At 46.9% G+C, this 25,150-nt stretch carries 27 protein-coding genes; 3 read left to right on the forward strand and 24 right to left on the reverse strand.

Going from position 1 to position 25,150, the window contains the following annotated elements; genetic code table 11:
- Positions 1-7: 7 nt before the first annotated feature.
- Together KFV11_RS06705 and ccpN are read right to left on the reverse strand one after the other, a co-directional pair.
- Positions 8-832 (reverse strand): pyruvate, water dikinase regulatory protein, encoded by an 825-nt coding sequence (locus KFV11_RS06705; RefSeq protein WP_149458544.1) that lies wholly within the window; start codon positions 830-832, stop codon positions 8-10.
- Between the two features lie 11 nt (positions 833-843).
- Positions 844-1,476, reverse strand: coding sequence for a transcriptional regulator CcpN (gene ccpN / locus KFV11_RS06710; protein WP_149458543.1), 633 nt, complete (start codon positions 1,474-1,476; stop codon positions 844-846).
- A gap of 275 nt (positions 1,477-1,751) precedes the next feature.
- On the opposite strand from ccpN, the gene KFV11_RS06715 reads away from it, so the two are divergent.
- On the forward strand, positions 1,752-3,131 hold the full coding sequence (locus tag KFV11_RS06715) for a glycine--tRNA ligase (protein ID WP_254249536.1): 1,380 nt from the start codon (positions 1,752-1,754) through the stop codon (positions 3,129-3,131).
- A gap of 47 nt (positions 3,132-3,178) precedes the next feature.
- Here the strand turns inward: KFV11_RS06715 and recO are convergent, their stop codons facing one another.
- The 19 genes from recO to lepA form a co-directional block, all read right to left on the reverse strand.
- A complete protein-coding gene (recO, locus tag KFV11_RS06720; protein ID WP_254249537.1) occupies positions 3,179-3,916 on the reverse strand; it encodes a DNA repair protein RecO in 738 nt (245 codons plus the stop codon).
- Positions 3,917-3,919: 3 nt separating this feature from the next.
- Complete coding sequence (gene era / locus KFV11_RS06725; RefSeq protein ID WP_149458540.1) at positions 3,920-4,822, reverse strand: GTPase Era; 903 nt, start codon at positions 4,820-4,822, stop codon at positions 3,920-3,922.
- Positions 4,815-5,225, reverse strand: a complete 411-nt coding sequence (cdd, locus tag KFV11_RS06730) for a cytidine deaminase (protein ID WP_149458539.1) — start codon at positions 5,223-5,225, stop codon at positions 4,815-4,817. The genes era and cdd overlap by 8 nt, the downstream gene beginning before the upstream one ends.
- Before the next feature lie 13 nt (positions 5,226-5,238).
- Complete coding sequence (locus KFV11_RS06735) at positions 5,239-5,586, reverse strand: diacylglycerol kinase family protein (protein ID WP_254249538.1); 348 nt, start codon at positions 5,584-5,586, stop codon at positions 5,239-5,241.
- Between the two features lie 3 nt (positions 5,587-5,589).
- On the reverse strand, positions 5,590-6,051 hold the full coding sequence (gene ybeY / locus KFV11_RS06740) for an rRNA maturation RNase YbeY (RefSeq protein WP_149458537.1): 462 nt from the start codon (positions 6,049-6,051) through the stop codon (positions 5,590-5,592).
- Positions 6,051-6,995 carry a PhoH family protein gene (locus KFV11_RS06745; RefSeq protein WP_149458536.1) on the reverse strand — a complete coding sequence of 315 codons (945 nt, stop codon included), beginning with the start codon at positions 6,993-6,995 and terminating at the stop codon, positions 6,051-6,053. Before KFV11_RS06745 ends, ybeY begins: the two co-directional genes overlap by 1 nt.
- 230 nt (positions 6,996-7,225) lie before the next feature.
- A complete protein-coding gene (locus KFV11_RS06750; protein WP_149458535.1) occupies positions 7,226-7,642 on the reverse strand; it encodes a YqfB family membrane protein in 417 nt (138 codons plus the stop codon).
- A gap of 10 nt (positions 7,643-7,652) precedes the next feature.
- Positions 7,653-8,639 (reverse strand): flotillin-like protein FloA, encoded by a 987-nt coding sequence (floA, locus tag KFV11_RS06755; protein ID WP_149458844.1) that lies wholly within the window; start codon positions 8,637-8,639, stop codon positions 7,653-7,655.
- A 21-nt stretch (positions 8,640-8,660) separates the two neighbouring features.
- A complete protein-coding gene (locus KFV11_RS06760; protein ID WP_246143108.1) occupies positions 8,661-9,290 on the reverse strand; it encodes an NfeD family protein in 630 nt (209 codons plus the stop codon).
- Positions 9,291-9,535: 245 nt separating this feature from the next.
- A complete protein-coding gene (gene rpsU / locus KFV11_RS06765; RefSeq protein ID WP_016998564.1) occupies positions 9,536-9,712 on the reverse strand; it encodes a 30S ribosomal protein S21 in 177 nt (58 codons plus the stop codon).
- Between the two features lie 104 nt (positions 9,713-9,816).
- Positions 9,817-11,169, reverse strand: a complete 1,353-nt coding sequence (mtaB, locus tag KFV11_RS06770) for a tRNA (N(6)-L-threonylcarbamoyladenosine(37)-C(2))-methylthiotransferase MtaB (protein ID WP_149458534.1) — start codon at positions 11,167-11,169, stop codon at positions 9,817-9,819.
- Between the two features lie 98 nt (positions 11,170-11,267).
- Positions 11,268-12,008 (reverse strand): 16S rRNA (uracil(1498)-N(3))-methyltransferase, encoded by a 741-nt coding sequence (locus tag KFV11_RS06775; protein ID WP_149458533.1) that lies wholly within the window; start codon positions 12,006-12,008, stop codon positions 11,268-11,270.
- On the reverse strand, positions 12,008-12,943 hold the full coding sequence (gene prmA, locus KFV11_RS06780; RefSeq protein ID WP_254249539.1) for a 50S ribosomal protein L11 methyltransferase: 936 nt from the start codon (positions 12,941-12,943) through the stop codon (positions 12,008-12,010). The genes KFV11_RS06775 and prmA overlap by 1 nt, the downstream gene beginning before the upstream one ends.
- 1 nt (position 12,944) lies before the next feature.
- The gene (gene dnaJ / locus KFV11_RS06785; protein ID WP_254249540.1) at positions 12,945-14,066 is read right to left on the reverse strand and encodes a molecular chaperone DnaJ; all 1,122 of its coding nucleotides are present in this window, start codon (positions 14,064-14,066) and stop codon (positions 12,945-12,947) included.
- A 100-nt stretch (positions 14,067-14,166) separates the two neighbouring features.
- Positions 14,167-15,981, reverse strand: a complete 1,815-nt coding sequence (gene dnaK / locus KFV11_RS06790) for a molecular chaperone DnaK (RefSeq protein ID WP_254249541.1) — start codon at positions 15,979-15,981, stop codon at positions 14,167-14,169.
- Between the two features lie 54 nt (positions 15,982-16,035).
- The gene (grpE, locus tag KFV11_RS06795) at positions 16,036-16,608 is read right to left on the reverse strand and encodes a nucleotide exchange factor GrpE (protein WP_149458529.1); all 573 of its coding nucleotides are present in this window, start codon (positions 16,606-16,608) and stop codon (positions 16,036-16,038) included.
- Between the two features lie 19 nt (positions 16,609-16,627).
- Positions 16,628-17,551: a heat-inducible transcriptional repressor HrcA gene (hrcA, locus tag KFV11_RS06800; RefSeq protein ID WP_254249542.1), complete on the reverse strand. Its 924-nt coding sequence runs from the start codon at positions 17,549-17,551 to the stop codon at positions 16,628-16,630.
- A gap of 124 nt (positions 17,552-17,675) precedes the next feature.
- Complete coding sequence (hemW, locus tag KFV11_RS06805; protein WP_149458527.1) at positions 17,676-18,794, reverse strand: radical SAM family heme chaperone HemW; 1,119 nt, start codon at positions 18,792-18,794, stop codon at positions 17,676-17,678.
- Between the two features lie 85 nt (positions 18,795-18,879).
- On the reverse strand, positions 18,880-20,703 hold the full coding sequence (gene lepA, locus KFV11_RS06810) for a translation elongation factor 4 (RefSeq protein ID WP_149458526.1): 1,824 nt from the start codon (positions 20,701-20,703) through the stop codon (positions 18,880-18,882).
- 166 nt (positions 20,704-20,869) lie between these two features.
- Between lepA and rpsT the strand changes: the two genes are divergently transcribed.
- Positions 20,870-21,118 carry a 30S ribosomal protein S20 gene (gene rpsT / locus KFV11_RS06815; protein WP_149458525.1) on the forward strand — a complete coding sequence of 83 codons (249 nt, stop codon included), beginning with the start codon at positions 20,870-20,872 and terminating at the stop codon, positions 21,116-21,118.
- Positions 21,119-21,156: 38 nt separating this feature from the next.
- Here rpsT and holA read toward each other — a convergent pair whose 3' ends face one another.
- Positions 21,157-22,158, reverse strand: a complete 1,002-nt coding sequence (gene holA, locus KFV11_RS06820) for a DNA polymerase III subunit delta (protein WP_149458524.1) — start codon at positions 22,156-22,158, stop codon at positions 21,157-21,159.
- A gap of 55 nt (positions 22,159-22,213) precedes the next feature.
- On the opposite strand from holA, the gene KFV11_RS06825 reads away from it, so the two are divergent.
- The gene (locus KFV11_RS06825; RefSeq protein ID WP_149458523.1) at positions 22,214-22,348 is read left to right on the forward strand and encodes a YqzM family protein; all 135 of its coding nucleotides are present in this window, start codon (positions 22,214-22,216) and stop codon (positions 22,346-22,348) included.
- A gap of 15 nt (positions 22,349-22,363) precedes the next feature.
- On the opposite strand, the gene KFV11_RS06830 is transcribed toward KFV11_RS06825, so the two are convergent.
- Both KFV11_RS06830 and KFV11_RS06835 read right to left on the reverse strand, forming a co-directional pair.
- The gene (locus KFV11_RS06830; RefSeq protein ID WP_254249543.1) at positions 22,364-24,643 is read right to left on the reverse strand and encodes a DNA internalization-related competence protein ComEC/Rec2; all 2,280 of its coding nucleotides are present in this window, start codon (positions 24,641-24,643) and stop codon (positions 22,364-22,366) included.
- Between the two features lie 12 nt (positions 24,644-24,655).
- Positions 24,656-25,120, reverse strand: a complete 465-nt coding sequence (locus KFV11_RS06835; RefSeq protein ID WP_254249544.1) for a ComE operon protein 2 — start codon at positions 25,118-25,120, stop codon at positions 24,656-24,658.
- Between the last annotated feature and the right edge of the window lie 30 nt (positions 25,121-25,150).

The raw sequence follows: 25,150 nt of genomic DNA on the forward strand, positions 1-25,150 counted from the left end.
ACACCTCTTAGTAATCGTATCTGTTATTGGTCGTAATGATCTTGATGATTTCATTAGCCGTCTCTTCGATGGCTTTATTTGACACATCGATGACCGGACAGCCGATGCGGCTGACGATTTTCTCGAAATACTCAAGCTCCTCAAGAATCCGCCGGTCCTGCGCGTAATTGGCATCATCATTCAGACCGAGCTGAGTCAGCCGCGCTTTACGGATAGCATTCAGCTTGGTCGGATCAATTTTCAGGGCGATGCATTTTGCCGCATCAATTTCAAACAGCTGGTCAGGTGGATCTACTTCCGGCACAAGCGGCACGTTCATCACCTTAAAGCGTTTATGGGCAAGATACTGACTGAGCGGTGTCTTAGAAGTACGCGATACACCAATCAGCACGATGTCCGCTTTAGGCAGCCCTCTCGGATCACGGCCGTCGTCATATTTAACAGCGAACTCAATCGCCTCTATCTTCTTGAAATAATCTTCATCAAGCTTATGGACAACTCCCGGCTCATTGAGCGGCGACTCATTCAGTTCATTTGTCAGTTCAGCCATGAGCGGCCCCATGATATCGACATGCTTCAGCCCGTACTGTTCAAGCTGCTCTTTCATATACTTGCGGATATCCGGTCTGACGAGCGTATATATCACGATAGAACGCTGTTCACGTGCAATGGCAATCACTTCGTCTATATTCTCAGGTGTTTCAATGTAAGGAAGACGGATTGTCTCAAGGGCATTACCAAGCTGGTTGAATTGCGAAGTACAGGCTTTCGTTACAAGTTCAGCTGTCTCTCCGACAGAATCCGAAGCAATGATTAATCTGATTTCATCCATGAGTAATACTCCTATTCATCTTCAATTAGTGCGACAAACGCACGCGTTATAGTAGTCTTCGTAATACGTCCGGTCACTTCATAGCTGGAGCCTTTTTTCTTTACCACCGGCAGTGAATCAATCTGCTTCTCAATGAGCAAGTTAGCCGCATAGACGAGCAGGTCATCAGGCGTCACGACCGACAGATTAGGCATACGGCTCATAATCACGTGAACCGGCACGGCATGAATGTCCTGGCCGCCCATGGAAGCACGGAGCAGATCTTTACGGGAACAGACACCGACCAGCTGATTCTTCTTATTGATGACAAACAATGTCCCGACGTCCTCAAGAAACATCGCACAAATCGCATCATAGGCCGATACATCTTCATTGATCACACTCGGTATCGACTGAAAGTCTTTGACCTGGAACTTTCTGATGGATGCAGACAGCAGCTGCGTACTTGATTTACCGGTGTAGAAATAACCGACCCGGGGTCTTGCATCCAAGTATCCGGCCATCGTCAAAATCGCGAGATCCGGTCTTAATGTCGCCCGCGTTAAATTTAACCGCTCTGCTATCTTCTCTCCTGTAATGGGGCCATTGTTCTTGACTATTTGCAGAATCTTTTCCTGTCTTTGATTCAATTCGATGGTGAACACCCCTTGGACATAGTTAGATAAATTTATTATACGCCTTAAAGCTTTGTGACACAAATAATTGATTTAAATGATTGTCTCTCCATTTAAATCATGATATATTCATAATAAGCGAGTTAAGGACGGTGAGAGCTTAACACTTAAATGGCCTGATTATGTTAATATTCAAAGATGAGTGGAAACACTAATTTGGGTGGAACCGCGGGTAATATACTCGTCCCAAGGCATAATGCCTTGGGACTTTTTTTATCCGCTTTAATCATAAGGAGGAATTATCAATGACAAACATGGATACAGTAGTATCGCTTGCAAAACACCGCGGATTTGTCTTTCCAGGCAGTGAAATTTACGGCGGTCTGGCAAACACGTGGGACTACGGCCCGCTCGGTGTAGAACTGAAAAACAACGTAAAAAAAGCATGGTGGCAGAAATTTGTGCAGCAGTCCCCGTATAACGTCGGACTAGATGCAGCTATTTTAATGAACCCTAGGACTTGGGAAGCAAGCGGCCACTTATCAAACTTCAACGATCCGATGATCGACTGCAAAAACTGTAAAGCGCGTCATCGAGCAGACAAACTGATCGAAGACGTTATGCAGCAGGAAGACGATACATTCATCGCAGACGGCTTAAGCTTCGATGAGATGAAGCGTCTGATTGACGACCATCATATCGACTGCCCGGAATGCGGCGCCCACGACTATACGGATATCCGTCAGTTCAACTTGATGTTCAAAACATTCCAGGGCGTCACTGAATCTTCAACAAACGAAATCTTCCTTCGTCCTGAGACGGCTCAAGGTATTTTCGTCAACTACAAAAATGTTCAGCGTTCTATGCGTAAAAAATTACCGTTCGGTATCGCTCAGGTCGGCAAATCATTCCGTAACGAAATCACGCCGGGTAACTTCACATTCCGTACACGTGAATTCGAACAGATGGAGCTGGAATTCTTCTGTAAGCCGGGCACTGAAATCGAATGGCAGAACTACTGGAAAACGTTTGCGGCAGACTGGCTGAAAACGCTGGGCGTCAAAGAAGAAAACACACGTCTGCGCGACCACGATGAAGATGAACTGTCGCACTACTCTAACGCGACAACAGATATCGAATACAGATTTCCGTTCGGCTGGGGTGAGCTGTGGGGTATTGCCAGCCGTACTGACTTCGACCTCAAAAAACACATGGAGCATTCCGGCGATGACTTCACTTATCACGACCCGGAAACGAACGAGAAATATGTCCCGTTCTGTATCGAGCCGTCACTTGGCGCGGACCGTGTGACACTTGCATTCCTGTGTGATGCTTTCGATGAGGAAGCGCTTGAAGGCGATGACAAACGTACTGTGCTGCGTTTCCACCCGGCACTTGCACCTTATAAGGCAGCCATCCTGCCGCTCAGCAAAAAGCTGTCTAAAGACGCGCTTCAAGTATTCGAAGAATTAAGTGCGGATTTCAATATCGATTTTGATGAAAGTCAGTCAATCGGTAAACGCTACCGTCGTCAGGATGAAATCGGAACACCGTACTGCATCACCTTCGACTTCGATTCACTGGAAGACAACCAGGTGACTGTCCGCGACCGCGATACGATGGAACAAGTACGTATGCCGATCAGCGAAGTCAAAAACTTCCTTTCTGAAAAAGTAAAATTTTAAAAATAAGCCTCCATTCAGTTGAATGGAGGCTTATTTATTTGACCCGGCTATCTCAGCTGCTCAAGTATTCGTCTTGATTTCAGCGAGACTCCGATGAATTCATCATACAGCTGGAAGACCAGCCGTTCCATCTCACTCACTAGCTCTTCGCTGATCGTCACCGAGCTGTACTGGTCGAGCGGCAGACTGTTCAGCAGATAAAGGAAATACAGGCTTTTGTTGCTCATCGGCACGGCATGCATATCTTCAGTCATCGCCCGCTGCGTCAGTACACTGTTCAGCTTCATGGAATAGCCTGTAAACTGCGCATGACCTGCCGACTGATCGACTGGACACTCAGTGAAGTTCGGCGTGTAGCCATAGAGCGGCATGCATTTCAGACTGGCGATCAGTGCGATGACAGCAGGATCCGCCCCGTCCGCAATATGGTCAAGACCGAACTTCAACAGCTCATAGACGAACTTACTTTCGTCATCATCTTCCATCGCCTTATCAATCAGCTCAGCAATGTACTGCGCATAAGTCAGCTTGAACAGATCACTCCGAATCTCATAATGGCTGTTCAGCGTATCAACAGAGCTCAGTGTGCCCATCCCTTTGAACTGGGAGAAAATAAATAGATTCTCATAGAACAGATCGAGCGCGTAGCCGAACTTCTTAGATTTCTTAGCGTTTCTTGCCATGACCGGTATCTTTCTGCCGTGCTCGGCAAGAAACGTCACTATGAGATGCGAATCCCCGTAGTCAACACGACGTATGACGATACCGTTCACTTTATTCAGCATCGCTTAATACTCATCTTCCCGGTAGCCGATCTGTCTGATGAAGTTCGGCTTATTGCGCCAGTCCTTCTGCACTTTCACCCACAGTTCAAGATAGACTTTGGAGCCGAGCAGCATTTCGATATCCTGACGGGCACGCTTACCGACTTCTTTCAGCATCTTGCCCTGCTTGCCGATAACAATCCCTTTCTGGGAATCGCGTTCGACATATATCGTCGCTTCAACGTGCACGCGGTCTTCTGATTCACGCAGCATCTTCTCGACGTTGACACCGATGGCATGAGGAATCTCCTGGCTTGTCAGGTGAAGCACTTTTTCACGGATAAGTTCCGCTACTATGAAGTGTTCCGGATGGTCAGAAATCTGGTCCTTCGGATAATACATCGGGCCTTCCGGCAGATAGCCGCTGATGACTTCGACAAGACGGTCGACATTGTTACCCTGCAGCGCTGAGATCGGGACAATTTCAGCAAACGGCAGCAGGTCTTTATATTTCTCGATTTCTGTGATCAGCTGATCCGGATGGACAAGGTCAATCTTATTCAGCACTAAAAAGACCGGTGTCTTTGTATTTTTCAGCATCTCGACGATATATTCATCTCCGCGGCCGATGCTTTCTTCGACATTGATCATGAACAAAATCGCATCGACTTCACGCAGTGTGTTCTTCGCGACTTTCATCATATAGTCGCCGAGCACGTGCTTCGGCTTATGGATGCCCGGTGTATCGATGAAAATAATCTGGGCGTCGTCTGTCGTCAGCACGCCCTGCACTTTGTTACGCGTCGTCTGTGCCTTGTCAGACATGATCGCCACTTTCTGACCGAGGACGCGGTTCATAAAGGTTGATTTGCCGACATTCGGCCGGCCGATAATAGCTACAAATCCTGATTTAAACTCATTAGTCATTCGTTAAGTCCTTTCCTGAAAATCCATTTGGTAGAAGTTCGGCCACTGTGCTTTCAATGACATCACCGGCTGTATTCGTCATCAATACCGGCATGTCATCGTCGCACAGCTCTTTCATGACTTGCCGGCATACGCCGCATGGTGATGATGGTTTGTCAGCTCCTGTCGCCACAACGATCATTTTGAAATCTCCTGGACGGTACCCCTGTGCGATCGCAGAGACAAGTGCTGTACGTTCAGCACAGATGGTCGGGCCGTACGCCGCGTTTTCGACATTGCAGCCGTAAAAAGCCCGGCCGTCTTTTGTGACAAGGTATGCCCCCACTTTAAAATGGGAGAACGGTGTATATGCCCTGCTTCTTGCAGTCAGCACTTCCTCAAGCCATTCTTGTTTAAATTCCATCTCTTTTACTCCTTTAGTTTAATAATGCGAAGATGCGTGGAATAAATATCACGCAGCCGATAATAGCACTCATCATGCTTGCCAGTACAACAGCAAAGCTCGCTGTGTCTTTAGCATGTTTTGCGAGCTCATGGTAATCGTCAGTCACGAGATCCACGACGTACTCAACCGATGTATTAATCACTTCCATAAATAACACCGAAAAAATGGCGATTGTGATGAACAGCCATTCCACTTTTGTCAGATCGAAACAGCTGCCTGCGATGATGACAAGGACGGCCGTCAGCAGGTGAAGCACGAAATTTCTGTCTTTCTTCAATAAAGTCATGAATCCCTGCAGTGGATAGACGAAGCGCTTCATCAGCTATCCTCTCGTCAGACCGAAAGCTGTCAGCAGTTCATCCTGACGTCCGAACATCTGTTTTTCGTCAGCTTCCGTCATATGATCATAGCCTAGTAAATGCAGCAGACCGTGAAGCGCCAGAAACCCGACTTCACGTTCAAAGGAGTGACCGTAATCGTCAGCCTGCTCCTTCGCCCGTTCCACACAGATGATGATGTCACCGAGCACACGGATCATTGACGGATCTTCAAAGTCGTCTTCTCCTTCTTCCATGGCAAAGCTGATGACATCTGTCACGCTGTCCTTATTTCTGTACTCTGCGTTGATCGACTGGATCTCTTCACTGGAAACAAACGATACAGCGACTTCCGCTTCTTCTGCTATTCCTTCTTCAGCTGCTGCAAATTGAAGCAGTTCTTCAATCTTCGGCAAATAAGCAGCAGCCAAATAATTCTCATCATCAATAAATTCTACTGTCAGCATTATTCTTCCTCCGAATAGGCTCTGATTATTTTACTCACCAGCGGGTGACGGACGACATCTGACGACTCGAACGTCTGCATGCCGATGCCCGGGACATCATACAGACGACGCTCCGCTTCCACAAGGCCGCTTTTAACACCTTTCGGCAGGTCAATCTGCGTCTTATCACCGGTGATGACCATCTTTGAACCGAATCCAAGACGGGTCAAAAACATCTTCATCTGTGCATGCGTTGTATTCTGCGCCTCGTCGAGAATGACGAACGCATCCTCAAGCGTTCTGCCCCGCATATAGGCAAGCGGTGCCACTTCAATGACGCCGCGCTCAATCAGCCGTGCGGTATGCTCTGCGCCGAGCACATGATGCAGCCCGTCATAGAGCGGCCGTAAATAAGGATCGACTTTCTCCTTTAAGTCACCGGGCAGAAACCCGAGCGATTCCCCGGCTTCAACCGCAGGACGCGTCAGCACGATCCGTTTCACCTGACCGGCACGCAAAGCTTTAGCTGCCATGACAACCGCGAGAAACGTCTTGCCGGTTCCTGCCGGCCCGATACCGAAGACAAGGTCACTCTTCTTCATTTCGTGAATATAGAGCCGCTGCCCCATCGTCTTCGCCCGGATGGACTTACCGTAAGCATCTTTTGTGATTTCTTCATCATAAAGATCACTTAAATAGTGGATGGTTCCTTTATCAGCCATCTGGGCCGCTGACTGAACGTCTTTCAAGGATATGTTCATCCCTTTTTGAACTACCTTTAGTAAGTTAAGAAGGACAGCCTCTGCTTTATCGACATCTTTGTCGTCTCCCGAGACAGTCACCTGCCCGCCCCGTGTATGTATCTCTACATTGAAAGCTTCTTCCAGATAAGTGATGTGTTCATCACCATTACCGAGGATTGCCTGTGCTTCATTAACATTCTCTATTGTGATTGTCTGTGGCATTCAAAAACTCCTTATTATCAGTTTAAGTTAAATTTAACATAGTGGCTGAATAGTTTCATCTAGCAGTTACAGCTTCAGCGACGATTAATGCGTTCTGTGTCAAAAATCCATATTAATTTTCCGATTAATAGTTATCTCTATTTTACCAAATGTCAGCAGGAATCCGCGGACATTTGCCTTGAATCCAACAAAAAAGCCGGGGCCCATAGTCACTGGGTCCGGCTTTACTGTTATCTTCTGCTTTTAGGTGGTGCCAGCACTTCTGACAACACGATGCCCTGCACAAGATGATGTTTTGAAAAATCAAGCAGCGGCTCCGAACTGACAGTCAGATCACCTTCAGTAATACTGCTGATCCGCTGTGCCTTCTGTTTTTCAGACAGATGTGTATCCGCCATGATGGCCTGCATCCGGGCTTCCTTGCTCTTATCAGGGCGGGGACGTTTTTCTGCCTGTGCCTGAATGACCGGCTGTGATGATTCCACCACTGGATGGGTGCGTTCAATCACGTTTCTTTTGAAGTCATCCAGCGTCCTGATCTGAGGTGTGCTTACCGGTTTTTCTTTCGTCTTGTGCTTCTTCTCGCTCATTGACTGAAAGACCGAGAAGATAATCCCGATGATAAATAAAATAACGCCTGTTTCCATTTACAGCACCTTACTTTCTTTGTGGCGGTGTATTGTCGTTTGTATCCGTCATTTTATTGATGGCATTTCTCATGCCTGTATCTGATTCGATATTCTTCAAGTTATAGTAGTCCATCACACCAATGTTGCCTTCCTGCAGCGCTCTCGCCATCGCAAGCGGTACTTCGGCTTCTGATTCGACGACTTTCGCTCTCATTTCCTGGACGCGGGCTTTCATTTCCTGCTCCTGGGCGACGGCCATCGCACGGCGTTCTTCCGCTTTCGCCTGTGCAATGTTTTTATCTGCCATCGCCTGCTCTGTCTGGAGATCTGCCCCGATGTTCTTGCCGATATCTACATCCGCGATATCAATCGACAGAATTTCAAAGGCCGTCCCTGAGTCAAGACCTTTGCCAAGAACGGTCTGTGAGATCATATCCGGATTCTCAAGGACGGAAGTATGTGACCGGCTTGAACCAATCGTCGAGACAATCCCTTCACCGACACGGGCAACGATTGTTTCTTCACCCGCACCACCGACAAGACGCTCAATGTTAGCACGCACCGTAATTCTTGCCTTTGCTTTCACTTCAATACCGTTCATTGCGACACCGGCGATAAATGGTGTTTCAATGACTTTCGGATTGACCGACATCTGCACTGCTTCCAGCACGTCACGTCCAGCAAGGTCAATCGCCGCCCCACGTTCAAACGGCAGATTGATGTCCGCCCGCTGTGCTGCGATAATCGCATCCACGACGCGGTCGACATTACCGCCTGCCAGATAATGCGATTCCAGCTGGTTCGTCGTTAAATGAAGGCCTGCTTTATGCGCTTTAATCAACGGATCAATGACACGTCGCGGTGATACACGGCGCAGACGCATACCGACCAGTGTGCCGATCCCGACTTTGACGCCTGCTGCTAGTGCTGATATCCATAGTCCTACAGGAACAAAGGTGAACAGCAGCATTAGCAGAAATAAAACAACAACAATAATAATCCCTAAAATAATCAGTTCCATGTGCTTGACCACTCCTTAAATAATTTCTCGTACAACGACACGCGTTCCTTCAACATAAATGATACGTACTTCTTTGTGCTGTCCGATAAAAGCACCTTCACTGACTGCATCAATCCGCTCCTGCCCAAGAGCGATAATCCCGGATGGTCTGAGCGCTGTAGCGGTGACAGCGAGCTGACCTGTCAGATGACTTCTGTCATCATGGGACGTATAGCCCGCTTCCTTTGAAGTAGCATCTGTTAAGATGACTTTACTGAACAGGGGCACTTTTCTACTTAAAAACTTCACGATAATCACCCATTCTATTAACGCAATAATCATACACGAGGCAACAAACACTGACATTTTCCCGATATCCGCACCGATCAATAGAAAACTTGATGCGATCATGATAAGACCAGCAATACCGAGCACGAGTCCTACGACAAAGAGCTCCATAATGACAAGAATGATGCCTGTCAGAAACAAAATAATGGACAGCATTTCAAGGTCTCCGTTAAGCGCCGTCACTATAATAAAACCAAGTGCTGCAAGAACTGCCAGCACGCCTGACCAGTAGAGCCTGTCATAAAGCTGCCAGACAGCTGCTGTGAACATGATGAGCATCAATATGAACAAAGTGCCATCATATAAAGTCCATGCCAATTTTGCCACCTCCTTACTGTCATTATACATTAACTTCCACAGCTGTAATAACATTTGATGAAAAATTAAGAAAACTTTAAGGATTGAGCATGAAAACCGGCATAGCAAAACACCCCGGCAGCTGACTGTAATAGTCAGCTGCCGGGGTGCAACTGCAATCGATTGATTGCAAGTTTCGTTATTCAAAGATTGTCCTCACGACGAATGAGATAGATCTATTCATAATATTTGAGGGAGTTCAAATATTATTTGAATTTACGTTTACGTGCTGCTTCTGATTTCTTTTTACGTTTAACACTTGGTTTTTCGTAGAATTCACGTTTACGAACTTCTTGGATCGTACCGCTCTTAGAAACCGTACGTTTGAAGCGACGCAGTGCATCTTCGATAGATTCGTTTTTACGAACGACTGTTTTAGACATTATATTTCCCTCCCTCCAAATATCAACGGAACATTAATGAATCATAGATATCTCTATGTACTCAAGTATTATAATATAACTGCAGTAAGCGGTCAATAGTGAATTTATTTACCAGCTATCAGCGCCACAGCACCTTTCTGCTGTTCTTTCGGCATGACTTTGACAAATTGTCCGTAGTTGAGCGGATAGCCTGCCTCTGTGATCTTCACTTTGACGATTTCACCGATCAGCTGCTCGCTGCCTGCAAACTGTACTTTCAAGTAATTATCAGTATAGCCGATTAAGACGCCGTCCTCTGAGCCTTTTTCCTCAGGAATAACTTCCAGCACTTCACCATCAAACTGACTCGCATATTCTTTTGCCAGCTGGTCTGACAGGCTGATGAGCCGGTGCACACGCTCATTTTTAACCGCTTCATCAATCTGATCGGTCATGCGGGCAGCAGGCGTGCCCGTCCGCATAGAGTACGGGAAGACATGAAGCTCTGAGAATTTATGGGCTTCAATGAAGTCATAGGTCTCCATGAATTCTTCTGCTGTCTCACCCGGGAAGCCGACGATGACATCACTCGTCACTGCAAGCCCCGGCATGATCGCATGGAGCTTCTGCAGACGTTCAGAGAAATGCGCCATCGTGTATTTACGGCGCATGCGTTTCAAGACGGTATCACTGCCGGACTGCAGCGGAATATGCAGATGGCGCACGACTTTATTGCTCTGGTCAATTACATCGATCACTTCATCTGTCAGCTGACTCGCCTCAATGGACGAGATGCGGATACGTTTCAGCCCGTGAATGGTCTCAAGGTCGCGCAGCAGCTGTGCCAAGTTGTAATCTTTTAAGTCTTCGCCGTAGCCGCCCGTATGAATACCGGTCAGGACAATCTCCTGGTAGCCTGCTTCCACTAACTGCGCCGCCTGTCTGACGACTTCCTTAGGGTCACGCGAACGCATCAATCCCCGTGCCCACGGGATGATGCAGAACGTACAGAAGTTGTTGCACCCTTCCTGGATCTTCAGTGAGGCACGTGTACGGTCCGTAAAATACGGCACATCGAGTTCTTCATAAGTCCGGTTTTTCATGATGTTCGTGACACCATTGATCGGCTGACGGACAGTTTTATATTCTTCGATGTAAGGCAGCAGCTTGTTTCTGTCCTGTGTTCCGACGACGACATCAACGCCTGGAATATCCATGATTTCAGCAGAAGATGTCTGCGCGTAACAGCCCGTCACACAGATGACTGCCTCAGGATTGCGTCTGATTGCACGCCGGATGACCTGCCGGCTTTTTTTATCTCCAGTGTTCGTCACCGTACATGTATTGATCACATACACATCCGCGTTCTGTTCAAAGTCGACCCGTTCATAACCGTCGTCCTTGAACAACTGCCAGATCGCTTCAGTCTCATAATGGTTTACTTTACATCCTAATGTATGAAAAGCAACTGTTGACATTTTCTCACCTCATTAAATCTTCATTGATTCTTCATATGCATTATTTAAAAATAACACTTTTGCATAAAATATTCAATGAGTTTTCCTGGCAGGAATGATTATACCATCAGTTCGAAAAAATAACTGACCGCACTTAAGGCATACAGTGGTGCCGTCTCTGCTCTTAAAATTCTCGGCCCGAGCCCGATCGTCCGGCCGCCGAAAATTTCCAGTTCAGCCGCTGATAAGCCGCCTTCCGGACCGAAAATAATAAGCACGCGCGTACCCGGCGCCATCGACTTCAGTGCTGCATGAAACTTCTTCGTCTCGCCTGCCTTCGCTTCTTCTTCGTAGGCAACAAGCACTTGATCATAATCTACTGTCAATTCAGCAAGTGCTTTACTGCCCGGCTGGAATGTCACCGTCGGAACATGCCGGCGGTAGCTCTGTTCTGCCGCTTCCTTGACAATCTTATTGAAACGTTCCAGGCGCTTCTCCATCTTCTTCTGGTCGACTTTAATAATCGTCCGTTCGGAGACAAACGGAATAAAATGGGCTGCTCCGAGCTCCGTCGCCTTCTGAATCATCCACTCGTACTTATCATTTTTCAGCAGACCGCTTGCTATCGTGACATCAACCGGCAGCTCAGTCGTAATGTCCAGTGCTTCAGTCGCCTCGACTTCAACGCTGCTGTCAACGGCCGTCAAGCGGCAGACATAGACCCCGTTACGGAAGTTGACAATGATCTGATCGCCGGCACTGCTGCGCATGACGTTCTTTATATGATGGACATCATCAGCTGACTGAATAGTAAAACGCTCGTTCAGTCCAGCGTCCTCCGCTAAGAAATACCGCTGCATTATGCCACCTCTTTAACAGCCGCAACCGCAATCCAGCCGCTGTCACGGGATATCTCAAGGATGCGGTAGCCTGCTTTCTCGAGGTGCGTGACAATCATGTCTTCCTTCTCTGTGATGATACCGGAAGTGATGAAGATGCCGTTCTCGTTCAGCAGCTTGTAGCTGTCATCAATCATGAGGTCAACGATGTGCGCAAGAATATTCGCTAATATCACATCACGCTTCTCAGTCTCTCCGGCAAGCAGGTTCCCTGTATCAACTGCAATGTGTGCCGCACAGCCATTGATCTCAAAATTCTCTTCCGCTACCCGCACTGCCACTTTGTCAAGGTCGACTGCACGGATCGGCGATGCGCCGAGCTTGTGCGCTGCAATACTTAATATGCCGGACCCTGTGCCGACGTCAATAACTGACCGGCCGGGTTTCACATACTTCTCGATCAGTTTGAGGCACATAGACGTCGTCGCATGATCACCTGTACCGAACGCCATGCCGGGGTCAAGCGTAATGACCGTCTCATCCGGTGCTGCATCGTAAGTCTCCCAGCTCGGTACAACGGTGAACGTCTCTGAAGCGCGAAAGGCATGGAAATGCCTCTTCCATTCATTCTCCCAGTCATCGTCCTTTATATCCGCCGCTGAAACAGCGAAGTCTGTGACAGGAATATCATGCAGCTGCAGTACAGCCTGCTTAATATCTTCAAGCAGTGATTCCTTATAATCAAACGCGCTGAAGTAACACCTAATGCGTATTCCCGTCTCAGGATAGTCAGCCGGGTTAAGATCATATATTTCACCGTAACTATCGACTCTACCTTTTGATACTTCCGCGCTGTCTTCAATCACGACGCCATTGGCACCAAGTTCATCCAAGATGTCCGCGATGAACGGTTCCACTTCATGATTGGTCAGTATTGTCACTTCTTTATAATCCATCTTATTCACCTCTGAAGAATCGACGTGTCTTATCAAAGAAATTATCGTGCTGCTCGTCAATCTCTTCTCCGTCAATCTCAGCAAACTCTCTCAGCAGTTCAACCTGCCGTTCTGTCATATTTGTCGGCGTCTTCACATTGACTGTCACAAACTGGTCGCCTTTGCCGTAGCCGTGGACATTTTCGACACCTTTATCCCGTAGTCTGAAGCGTCTGCCTGTCTGTGTCCCGGCAGGAATCGTCAGCCTTACTTTACCGTATAATGTCGGTATTTCGATCTCATCACCGAGCGCAGCCTGAGCGAACGTCAAGTCAAGCGTATGGAAGATATCATCACCGTCACGTTCAAACAAGTCGTGGCTGTTCACGCGGAAGACGACGTATAAGTCACCTGCCGGACCGCCGTTAATGCCCGGTTCTCCGTGACCCGCTACTCTGATCTGCTGGCCGTTGTCAACGCCTGCTGGAATCGTCACATTGATCGTCACATTTTTCAGGATCGTACCGTCGCCGTGACATTCATGGCAGGGCTCTTCAATCTTCTTACCTGTGCCCTGACAGTCAGGACAAGGACGCTCTGTACGGATTCTGCCGAACGGTGTGTTCTGTTCAACGCCGACCTGACCGCGGCCGTGGCATGTTGGACACGTCGTGACTGAAGTGCCGGGTTCTGCCCCTGTCCCTTCACAGACGTCACAGGCCACTTCTTTTTTCACGGTGATCTCACGCTCTGCACCGAAGATGGCCTCTTCAAAATTAATCGTCATCTGATACTGCAGATCATTACCTTTCTGTGGTGCATTCGGGTTCCGTCTCGCACCGCCGCCGCCGAAGAAAGAACTGAAAATATCTTCAAAGCCGCCGAAACCGCCGAAATCTCCGCCGCTGAAGCCGGCACCCTGACCCATACCGGCATGTCCGAACTGATCATACTGCGCTTTCTTGTTGTCATCACTCAGCACTTCATAAGCTTCAGAAATCTCCTTGAACTTCTCATCTGCACCTGCTTCTTTGTTAATATCCGGGTGATACTGTTTGGATAACTTACGGTATGCTTTTTTAATCTCATCTTTAGAAGCGCCTTTAGATACACCAAGGACTTCATAATAGTCTCGTTTTGCCACGTCAGATTGCTCCTTTATCATTTATCTCATCTATCATATAGGAAACTGAAGAAAAAGCCAAAGCCAATAAATTGACTTTGACTTTTAAAGACTTCAGCTATTATTTTTTATCGTCGTCTTTCACTTCAGTGAAATCCGCATCCACTACATCATCCTGTGGTGCTTCGCCTTCAGCCTGCTGCTGTGCCATCTGTTCATATAATTTCATTGATAATGCCTGAACGATTTCATTCAATGCATCTTTCTTAGTTCTAATGTCTTCAAGGTCATTGCCTTCCAATGCTTTTTTAAGTTCTTCTTTGGCATTTTCAGCTTTTTCTTTTTCAGACGCATCCACTTTGTCTTCTAAGTCTTTCAATGTTTTTTCTACAGTGAACACTAATTGATCTGCTTCGTTGCGAAGGTCTACTTCTTCACGGCGTTTTTTATCCGCTTCTGCATTCGCTTCTGCATCTTTCACCATGCGTTCGATCTCTTCATCTGATAACGCTGATGTAGACTGGATAGTGATCTTCTGTTCTTTTTGAGTGCCTAAGTCTTTCGCTGTAACGTTGACGATACCATTTTTGTCGATATCAAATGTCACTTCGATTTGTGGCACGCCGCGTGGTGCCGGCGGAATATCAGTCAACTGGAAACGACCGAGCGTTTTGTTGTCTGCCGCCATTTGACGTTCACCCTGCAGGACATGGATGTCTACTGCCGGCTGATTGTCAGCTGCTGTAGAGAATACTTGTGATTTTGAAGTCGGGATTGTTGTGTTACGTTCGATTAAGACTGTAGACACACCACCCATTGTTTCAATACCAAGTGATAATGGTGTTACATCAAGTAATACAACGTCTTTAACGTCACCTGTGATCACGCCGCCTTGAATCGCTGCACCCATCGCAACAACTTCATCAGGGTTAACGCCTTTATTCGGCTCTTTGCCTAATTCTTTTTTGATAGCTTCCTGTACGGCAGGAATACGCGTTGAACCACCGACAAGGATGACTTCGTCGATATCCGCATTAGACAGACCGGCATCTTTCATCGCTTGACGTGTCGGTCCCATTGTGCGTTCTACAAGCGCACGAGATAAGTCTTCAAACTTCGCACGTGATAATGTCACTTCCAAGTGTAATGGACCCGCTTCTCCTGCAGAGATGAATGGTAATGAGATTTGAGTTGAAGAAACACCTGATAAATCTTTTTTCGCTTTTTCAGCTGCATCTTTCAGACGCTGCATCGCCATTTTATCTTTAGATAAATCTAAGCCGTTTTCTTTCTTGAATTCTTCAACAAGGAAACTGATGATGACATTGTCAAAATCATCCCCGCCAAGACGATTGTCACCTGAAGTAGACAACACTTCAAAGACACCGTCACCAAGTTCAAGGATAGATACGTCAAATGTACCGCCGCCTAAGTCGAAGACAAGTACTTTTTGTTCTTTATCTGTTTTATCAAGACCATATGCCAGTGCTGCAGCAGTCGGCTCGTTAATAATACGTTCTACTTCAAGACCTGCGATTTTACCGGCATCTTTTGTCGCCTGACGTTCTGCATCGTTGAAGTAGGCAGGAACCGTGATAACTGCTTTCGTCACTTTCTCACCGAGATATGCTTCTGCTGTCGCTTTTAAGTTCTGCAGAATCATCGCTGAGATTTCCTGCGGTGAATATTCTTTACCTTCAACATCTACTTTATAGTCAGTACCCATGTGACGTTTGATTGAGATGATTGTGTTAGGGTTAGTGATCGCCTGACGTTTTGCGACTTCACCGACTTGAGTTTCACCATTTTTGAATGCCACAACTGATGGTGTCGTTCTGTTACCTTCAGGGTTCGCGATGACTTTTGGTTCGCCGCCTTCTAATACAGATACGCAAGAGTTCGTTGTTCCTAAGTCAATACCAATTACTTTACTCATGATTAAATTCCTCCATAATAATTGTTTTGATTGATTACTTGATTAAAAATGCGTCTATTCGTTGACTTTGACCATCGATGGTCGAAGCACGCGCTCTTTTAATTTATAGCCTTTTTGCAGTTCTTCCAGTACGACACCGGAATCTTTGCTGTCATCTTTATCCTGCATCACTGCCTGGTGAAGATTCGGGTCAAACGGCTGGTTCTCCGCTTCAATTTCTTCCAGACCATGGTCTTTCAGCGCGCTCACCAGATTTTCGTGAATCATCTGAAGCCCTTTGTAAAGACTTTGGAAGGCCGGATCTTCGCCTTTCTGGCTTAATGCACGTTCAATGTTGTCAAGAGCAGGAATGATGTCACGCAGTACGCTCTGAGAGCGGTATGTGCGTTCGGTGTCCAGCTCAGCACGTGTTCTTTTTTTATAGTTTTCAAATTCAGCATAGAGGCGCAGATACTTTTCTTCACTTGCTTCAGCGGCCTGCTCAAGCTCAGCTACTTTTTGCTCAAAGTTGTCTTCATCCACATCAATCGGTTCTTCATCGACAGGTGCCTGACTGACATTCTGCTCTTCTGCTTTCTGCTGTTCTTCTGCAGTTTCTAAAGACTGCTCTTTTTGTTCCTCAGTCACAGTAAGTTCCTCCTTCGCCCTAAAGCGCTTTTAATTCTTCGAATACTCTGCGGTAGCTCATCTGCACGGGACCGATGACTGCCAGCCGGCCAAGAAAGCCTTCTGATACGACCGGTGCCGTGATTAAAGAAACATTCTGCAGAGTATCATCGATTTCCTGTCCTATCTTAACATTAACTAAATTATCATTCATACTATTTAGCTTCTTGATCAGCGCAGATGAATCAATAAAAGTCAATGTATGCTTGATCGCATCGATATCATTCGACGGTAGAGAGTCAAAGATAAACTTTCTGCCTGCGATGTACTTGACAGGATCACGGGTCGTCATCCGCCTGATGATCCAGGAAATGATGGTTTTTAGGAGCTGCTGTTCAACAGGCACGTCCACAGGCTGAAAATCGTCTTCCAGCTGGAGATTGTTCAGCTCATCCAGCCGTTCATAAAGATAACGATTCAGCAGTGTCAGCTGTTCCTGCGTCAGCTGCTTCTGCCATATGATCTGCTGGTGATCAATGTCACCATTCTGATAGACCACAATTAACAGCAGATGGTTGTGAAATGCTGTCAGATGAATATCAGAGAGACCTGCATTACGGTGATAACCAGTGAGGACGGAGACATACTGCGTCTCTTCCGCCATGTGTTCAGCCAGCTGCCGGTGATTATTCGCATGAATAATCACCGCATCTGAATGCAGTTCCTGCTGCAGACTTCTGATGTAGTGCTTATAACCTTCGACAGATGGTCTTCTTCCGGAAGACGTGTGGGTCTTCTCAATAAAACCCTGTGCTTCCAGCCGCTTCATTTCAGCGCGGATTGTCGCCGGGCTGATCGTCAGCTGATGGTTCGCCATCAGGGCCTTCGATCCAACAGGCATCCCACTTTCAACAAAATCTTCAACAATAGTGTTAAGCAGTGATTGTTGTCTATTCGTGAGCATATTCCACCTCGTTAGCACTCACTAACCTCAAGTGCTAATATTAATTTATCAAATTGGTCAAAGTATGTCAATCTTTTGCATTCATCCTATCAAAAAATTTTTTCTAACGTAAAAAATCCCTGCTTTACACTGAAAGCAGGAACTTCTCAAAGACATTGTTACCGATCATCCGACCGGCCGGTGTCAGCGCTATATAATTGTTGTCCTCAGTGAGGAGACCATCTGCCACTAAATCTTCAAGCACATCCTTGAAAACGTCATCAAGCGTTATATTATACCGCGCAGCGAACACGGCTTTTGAGACACCGCTGTTCAGCCGCAGCCCTAAAAACATGAATTCTTCCATCGACTCTTCCACTGTCACCTGGTGCGTCTCTTTAACGGCACTGCCTGTCGTCTGCATGGCCTTGATGTAATGCGGGACCGGTGCGATATTGAAGTAGCGTGCGCCGTTAATGTAACCGTGACTGCCGGCACCGGCGCCGTAGTATTCACTGTTCTGCCAGTATACTTTGTTATGGCGGGACTCGTGACCCGGCTTAGCGAAATTAGAGAGCTCATACTGACTGAAATCAGACTGTGCGAGCCGCTGGATTGTATAGTCATACATCTCAGCCGCAAGCGTGTCATCCGGCAGCTGCAGCATCCCTTTACGGTACTGGTTATAAAACTGCGTCTTCGGCTCCAGAATAAGCGAATAGCTCGAAATATGGTCGATATTAAGCGCCAGTGCCTTGTCAAGGTCACGCTTCACCTGCTCCAGCGTCTGGGTCGGCAGATGATACATCAAGTCAATGCTGACCGACTGGATACCTAACGATTTTGCGGCATCGACAGCCGCTTTTATGTCGCTTTCCTCATGCGTCCGGCCGAGCAGCTTCAGCAGATTGTTATCAAAGGTCTGCACGCCGAGACTCAGCCGGTTGACCCCGTACTGCTTCATCACGGCAATTTTCTCGGCTGTCAGTTCATCCGGATTCGCCTCCATTGTCCATTCATCGGTCACTGTGAACCGGTCCGCTATATAAGATAACAGCCGCTCCAGCTGAGTGACAGATAAAGCAGTCGGCGTACCGCCGCCGATGAACAATGTGTTAAAAGTACAAGTGTCAATGCCTTCCAGTTCCTGGATCAGACAGTCAATATAAGCATCGACGGGCTGATTCTTGATCAGAAACTTGTTGAAGTCACAGTAAGTACAGATCCGGTTGCAGAATGGAATATGAATATATAAACTCGTCATTGTCTCACCTCTTCGCAGGCAGCTTCACAGGAAAACGCCCCGGCGTTTCCTCCGGGGAACGACCAAGGCGTCATCAGCTGCTTGTTTATTCTTCATCCATTTTCAGTACAGCAAGGAAAGCTTCCTGCGGGATTTCCACAGAGCCGACCGCTTTCATCTTCGCTTTACCTGCTTTCTGTTTTTCCAGCAGTTTACGTTTACGGCTGATGTCACCGCCGTAACATTTCGCAAGAACGTTCTTCCCGATGGACTTAATATTTGTCCGTGCCACAATCTTCTGCCCGATGGCTGCCTGAACAGGCACTTCAAACTGCTGTCTCGGAATTAATGTCTTCAGTTTTTCGACGATGACTTTACCGCGGTCGTAGGCGAAGTCACGGTGAACGATAAAGCTCAGTGCATCGACAGTGTCACCGTTCAGCAGAATGTCCATCTTGACAAGGCGGCTCTCTTTATAGCCGATCAGTTCGTAGTCAAATGACGCATAACCTTTTGTATTGGATTTCAGCTGGTCAAAGAAATCAAAGACAATCTCTGACAGCGGAATCTCATAAATGATATTGACACGGATGTCATCCATGTAGTCCATCGTCTGGAAATTACCACGTTTTTTCTGGCACAGCTCCATGACAGAACCGACATAGTCATTCGGCACCATGATGCTCGCTTTAACATACGGTTCAAAGATTTTATCTATTTTCTGCGGATCCGGCATTTTTGATGGATTATCCACGATGACTTCGGACTTATCTGTCATCTCGCATTTATAAATAACAGACGGCGCAGTCGCAATGAGTTCAATGCCGAACTCGCGCTCAATACGCTCCTGAATGATCTCCATATGCAGCAGCCCAAGGAAACCGACCCGGAAACCAAAGCCGAGCGCCTGTGACGTCTCCGCTTCGAATTCAAGTGACGCATCATTCAACTGCAGTTTTTCCAGCGCTTCCCGCAGATCATTATAGCGCCCTGTTTCTATCGGATAGATTCCGCAGAAGACCATCGGATTCATCTTCTTGTAACCTTGCAGCGGTTCAGCTGCCGGATTGCCGGCAAGCGTGATTGTATCGCCGACACTTGAATCAGCTACGTTTTTAATGGAAGCTGTGATATAACCGACGTCACCGACAGTCAGTTCTGCGACCGGAAGCTGCTTCGGTGTATTGATACCTACTTCCACCACTTCAAATTCTTTACCGGTCGCCATCATACGGATTCTATCGCCCGCTTTAACTGTGCCGTCGATAACACGGATGGATGAAATCACACCGCGGTAAGCATCGAACGCACTGTCAAAAATCAGCGCTTTAAGCGGTGCTTCAGGATCGCCTTCCGGCGGCGGCACAAGCTCGACAATCTGTTCCAGTATTTCGTCGATACCGATGTTGGCTTTAGCCGAAGCGAGCACTGCATCAGAAGCATCAAGGCCGATGACATCTTCTATCTCCTGCTTGACCCGCTCCGGTTCTGCAGCCGGCAGGTCAATCTTGTTGATGACGGGGATTAATTCCAGATTGTTATCCAGCGCGAGATAAACGTTGGCGAGCGTCTGCGCTTCAATACCCTGTGCTGCGTCTACTACAAGGATGGCGCCTTCACATGCTGCCAGGCTCCGTGACACTTCATAAGTGAAATCGACGTGTCCTGGTGTATCAATTAAATGAAAGATGTATGTTTCGCCGTCTTTTGCTGTATAATTTAACTGCACGGCGTTCAGCTTGATGGTGATACCGCGTTCGCGTTCAAGATCCATTGAATCCAGCAACTGAGCTTTCATCTCACGGCTTGCTACCGATTTTGTGTTCTCGAGAATTCTATCTGCTAATGTCGATTTGCCGTGGTCAATATGGGCGATAATCGAGAAGTTTCTTATCTTTTCCTGTCTCTTCAGGCGCGCTTCATTGTTCATCTATAGAACCAACTTTCTTTCTTAGTCAATACAATTGATTATAGCAAGATAAAACAACGACTTCAATCCATTTTAAAATAACGATTGCATATAGCCGTTAATTTTGATAAAATATTTCTTGTTGCAAACAAATTGTACCTGTTACTCATTATTAGGAGGTGACATCATGCCAAACATTAAATCTGCTATTAAACGCGTGACTACAAGTCAAAAAGCTCAAGACGCTAATATCTCTCAAAAGAACGATATGCGTACTGCTGTGAAAAACGCAAAAGCTGCTGTTGAAAACAACACAGATAACAAACAAGAATTAGTGACTTTAGCTGTTAAGAAAATTGACAAAGCTGCTAAAAACAACTTAATCCATGCTAACAAAGCTGGACGTTTAAAATCACAAGTTATGCGTTCTAACTAATCATAACACGCAGCCCCGCGATTATTCGCGGGGCTTTTTTATATGCTCAGTATAAACAATTCAAGTATCAGCACTTTATCCATGTAAGAGGACTTCAGCTGATAATCCGTTTCCGTGCATTTCTCCATGATACCTAGTATATGTGAGAGATCCAGGCGACCTACTTTTCTCAGGGCGAGTTTCACCCGGTAAGGATGTATTTTCAGGCTTTTAGCGATCTGCGCTTCACTGAACCCTTTCTGATTTAAAATTTTCGTCTGGTAGTACAGTCTATACTGCCCGCTGATCAGTGCCAGCAGTTTGATCGGCTCTTCCTTCATGTTGATCAGGTCATGCAGCAGCTGGACTGCTTCTTTCTTGCGGTTCGTCGTAATATAATCGGTCAGCAGAAAGACGTTCTGCTCAAGGCTGCGCGAGACAATCAGCTTCACATGGCTGAGGACGATGATCGGTTCGTCACCGACATAGAGCAGCAGCTTCTCAAGCTCATTTGTGATCAGTTTATAGTCAGCCCCTGTCAGCTGAATCAGTTCATCAAGGGCATCCTGCTTGATATCTTTGAACTGCTCGTTCAGCGATTTTTTAATCCACTGGCGGAGCGCATGTTCATCCATGGCTTCGATCTTATTGACTTGATGCTGCTGCTTCATCAATTTCACGATTTTTTTGCGCTCATCCAGCTTGTCATGATTCACTTCAAAAATGACATAGTTCGGCCCATCGAAACGGGTGATGAACTCAACAAGTGCCTCCAGCGAATGCTCCACTGCTGTTTTCCCCCGGTCACCGGTGAAGATATAGCTGTTTTTAACGACGATGACTTTATAATCGCTTAAAAATGGTATCGTCATGGCATCTTCGATGATCTGCTGCACCGGCACTTCATGCAGATCATATTTGGCAAAGTTAAAATCGTCCTGGTCAGGCAGCAGTTCGTCTACGATTTCCCGTGTTTTTTCTGCTACCAGTTCAGGCACGACACCATAGTTTAAAGTTATAGCTTTCAAAATAACTGCTCCCTTATTAAATCTTAATTTCATTATAGCTTTTTTTTCCCAGTTATCATATACTAAAGAAGAATTGGAGGTTGATGAAATGAATCATTTTGAACACGATGTACAGTCTAAAAATAACGATGTTAAAGACTCAATGCTGGCATTTGGAATTGGCTTAGGTACATTTTCGGCCATCTATATCATCGCCCAGATTTTTGACTTACTGCCGAAATAAGCAAGAAACCAGACGTTACTGTCTGGTTTTTTTTATGGCCTTTTTACCTGTGATGAGCGCGTTGTCCTCAAACTCCACTTTCCCGTCACGCTGGGTGTTCAGTATACTGATGCCCCGTGTCTCAAGCCGCCGGATGACACTTGAGTGCGGATGTCCGAAGCGGTTGTTACGGCCGGCCGAAATCACCGCATAGTTCGGCTTCAGCCTATCGAGCAGCGCATCTGAAGTACTCGTCTCGCTGCCGTGATGGCCTATTTTCAGTACATTCACCGTGATGCCGCTGAGCTGTGATGTAATCTGCTGCTCTTTGTCAGCAGGCAGATCTGCCATCAGCAAATAAGTCAGCTGCTTAAGCTTGACGAACGTCACAATACTACTGTCGTTTTCGTCTCCGGCTGAGGAATCTATATTCATCAAGTGCAGCTGGGCATGTCCAAGCTTCATGGCCGGCAGCCGTCTGCTGTCTATCACCTTCGTATGATTTTCTGCTGCCGCAGCCAAAGTTTCCTTATATTTCTCCGCCCCGAACGATACCGGATTGATGATTAAGTAATTAATGTCAAAGTGATGCAGCAGCTGTACCGCCTCCCCGAAATGATCCTGATCCGGATGTGTTAACAGCAAGTAATCAATCGTGTCATAGCCGCGTTCAGTCAACAGCGGAATCACCGAGAAATCAGCCGTTGAAGACGCTTTCCTCCGCTCTTTCCACGGCGCGCTGTCAAACGTCAGCTGACCGCCGGTATCAATGACCATCACTTTGCCCATGCTTTCGACAATCGTACTATCGCCCTGTCCGACGTCTACAAAAGTCACACGATCTGCCTCTTTCGGCCAGGGCCAGCACATGAGGAGCAGGCAGAGAGAAGCCATGACGCTCAGCCCTGCTGATGTCGAGCGGTAGCAGCAGTATATGCCGTAGCAGACGACAGCTGCGATCATTATATAGAAGACAGCCCACTGGTTGCTGATGACTGTCTCCGGCAGATGCAGCCCATTAAAGAGCGCAATCAGTGCATCATTGATTTTAAAGAGCACGGTCAGCATATCGAGAAGCACTGACGGTACAACATGAAAAAACATCGCTGCGAGAAGAATAAGCGTACATAACGGGAACAGCAGGAAAGTGAAAAACGGGACAAACAGCAGATTCGTAATAAAACCGCTCCACTGAATAGTGTTAAAATGGAGCAGCAGGACCGGCAGACTCGCCATCTGCGCAAAAAAAGTAGTCATTATAAAAACAGCAGGCGCCGGCTTTCCGTCAAATAACCTTCCGGTAAAGATCAGCACAAACGAAATGATATAGGATAACTGGAAGCCGATGTCCATTATCAGCTGGATATCATAAAGCAGGAATAACAGAAACGACAGCGCGAGACTGTCCAGCAGGGTCATTCCGAACGGTTTCAGCAGTATATAGAGAAAAATGAACAGAGATGCACGCAGGACAGAAGGTGAACAGCCGGTGAGCAGTGCATAGAGCGGAATCAATACCAATATTACCATCCGGCTGTATAACAGCGGAACATACAGTCGCTTTAGGACGTAGAAGAGCTGTACCGATAATAATGCCACATGTGAGCCGCTGATGGCATACAGATGATAGATGCCCAGTGCTTTCAGCGCTGTCAATTCATCTGTGGATAAATAGCGTGTATCACCAAGTGTCAGCGCCACGACATACGCCATGCGTTCATGAGGCAGCGTCATCAGCCAGTCAGCAAGCTGCAGCCGGTATTTCTTCAGCCAGTCTATGCCGACCGGTTTGAGCGGCTGACAGCTTGTCCTGTCAAATGTCGTTACCTTGGCGGTATAATGAATTCCTTGAAAGCTGAGGTACTCATCATAGTCGAACTTCAGGCCGTTCGTGTTCGGCAGTACCCGCTGCAGCCTCAAATCAACCGGACAGCGCGTATAATAAGGCATATGTGCTTTGATGAAGCGCTGTTCTTCTTCACTGCCGATATAGTAGTTGAAACGCAGTTTTTTCTCTCCGGCTGTCAGTGTACCGGACAGTAAATCTCCGTCCACTTGAACGTCGTCCTCAAAAAGCACGGGCCCTTTGTACGACCCGGCTTCATTATCAGTCCAGTCAAAGTCACTGAGAACCGTATGACCGCTGCTGCTCAGCATCAAAAAAGCAGCGATGACTGCACTGTACATCAGTAAAAACATCAGTTGCTTTTTAACGTAAAGATGGATAGTCAGAACTATCACAAGGATACATGCGCTTACCGGAGATTCGGTCAGCAGAATACCGATCAATGCACTTAATGCGCTATTCAGCCACACATGTATCCCCCTTTACTGGATAGTCATAAAATATGAAGCGGTTTTCTCTGCGTCAAATGGAATTTTTTCAGCCTGGATGCCTGCCTTTAACAGCAGTTCTATCGCGTATGGATGATTTTTATAATCCTGAGCGTAGTAAATTTTTTTGACGCCTGCCTGGATGATGGATTTTGTACAGTGCAGGCAAGGAAAATGTGTCACATACAGCTCTGCTCCTTCTGTCGACACGCCCATTTTGGCGCACTGCAAAAAGGCGTTCATCTCAGCATGGACCGTGCGGATGCAATGTCCTTCCTCTACATAGCAGCCGACATCGATACAATGGGCATCGCCTGACACCGAACCGTTATAGCCGCCGGCAATAATGCGGTTTTCCCTGACAATCGTCGCGCCGACGCTCAGTCTCGTGCACGTTGACCTTAAAGCCAGCAGCTGACTCTGCGCCATAAAGTAATCCTTCCATTTCATTCGTTCCATTGTTATTCCCCCTTATCACTTTTATTTTAA

Source organism: Macrococcus equipercicus, assembly GCF_024205945.1.
In the GTDB taxonomy this organism is placed as follows: domain Bacteria; phylum Bacillota; class Bacilli; order Staphylococcales; family Staphylococcaceae; genus Macrococcus; species Macrococcus equipercicus.

Bases quoted from the DNA above. Each gene is read 5' to 3' on its own strand.
- KFV11_RS06705 (WP_149458544.1), bottom strand. From the start codon at position 832: ATGGATGAAATCAGATTAATCATTGCTTCGGATTCTGTCGGAGAGACA.
- KFV11_RS06715 (WP_254249536.1), top strand. From the start codon at position 1,752: ATGACAAACATGGATACAGTAGTATCGCTTGCAAAACACCGCGGATTT.
- recO (WP_254249537.1), bottom strand. From the start codon at position 3,916: ATGCTGAATAAAGTGAACGGTATCGTCATACGTCGTGTTGACTACGGG.
- era (WP_149458540.1), bottom strand. From the start codon at position 4,822: ATGACTAATGAGTTTAAATCAGGATTTGTAGCTATTATCGGCCGGCCG.
- cdd (WP_149458539.1), bottom strand. From the start codon at position 5,225: ATGGAATTTAAACAAGAATGGCTTGAGGAAGTGCTGACTGCAAGAAGC.
- KFV11_RS06735 (WP_254249538.1), bottom strand. From the start codon at position 5,586: ATGAAGCGCTTCGTCTATCCACTGCAGGGATTCATGACTTTATTGAAG.
- ybeY (WP_149458537.1), bottom strand. From the start codon at position 6,051: ATGCTGACAGTAGAATTTATTGATGATGAGAATTATTTGGCTGCTGCT.
- KFV11_RS06745 (WP_149458536.1), bottom strand. From the start codon at position 6,995: ATGCCACAGACAATCACAATAGAGAATGTTAATGAAGCACAGGCAATC.
- KFV11_RS06750 (WP_149458535.1), bottom strand. From the start codon at position 7,642: ATGGAAACAGGCGTTATTTTATTTATCATCGGGATTATCTTCTCGGTC.
- rpsU (WP_016998564.1), bottom strand. From the start codon at position 9,712: ATGTCTAAAACAGTCGTTCGTAAAAACGAATCTATCGAAGATGCACTG.
- mtaB (WP_149458534.1), bottom strand. From the start codon at position 11,169: ATGTCAACAGTTGCTTTTCATACATTAGGATGTAAAGTAAACCATTAT.
- KFV11_RS06775 (WP_149458533.1), bottom strand. From the start codon at position 12,008: ATGCAGCGGTATTTCTTAGCGGAGGACGCTGGACTGAACGAGCGTTTT.
- prmA (WP_254249539.1), bottom strand. From the start codon at position 12,943: ATGGATTATAAAGAAGTGACAATACTGACCAATCATGAAGTGGAACCG.
- dnaK (WP_254249541.1), bottom strand. From the start codon at position 15,981: ATGAGTAAAGTAATTGGTATTGACTTAGGAACAACGAACTCTTGCGTA.
- hrcA (WP_254249542.1), bottom strand. From the start codon at position 17,551: ATGCTCACGAATAGACAACAATCACTGCTTAACACTATTGTTGAAGAT.
- hemW (WP_149458527.1), bottom strand. From the start codon at position 18,794: ATGACGAGTTTATATATTCATATTCCATTCTGCAACCGGATCTGTACT.
- lepA (WP_149458526.1), bottom strand. From the start codon at position 20,703: ATGAACAATGAAGCGCGCCTGAAGAGACAGGAAAAGATAAGAAACTTC.
- rpsT (WP_149458525.1), top strand. From the start codon at position 20,870: ATGCCAAACATTAAATCTGCTATTAAACGCGTGACTACAAGTCAAAAA.
- holA (WP_149458524.1), bottom strand. From the start codon at position 22,158: ATGAAATTAAGATTTAATAAGGGAGCAGTTATTTTGAAAGCTATAACT.
- KFV11_RS06825 (WP_149458523.1), top strand. From the start codon at position 22,214: ATGAATCATTTTGAACACGATGTACAGTCTAAAAATAACGATGTTAAA.
- KFV11_RS06835 (WP_254249544.1), bottom strand. From the start codon at position 25,120: ATGGAACGAATGAAATGGAAGGATTACTTTATGGCGCAGAGTCAGCTG.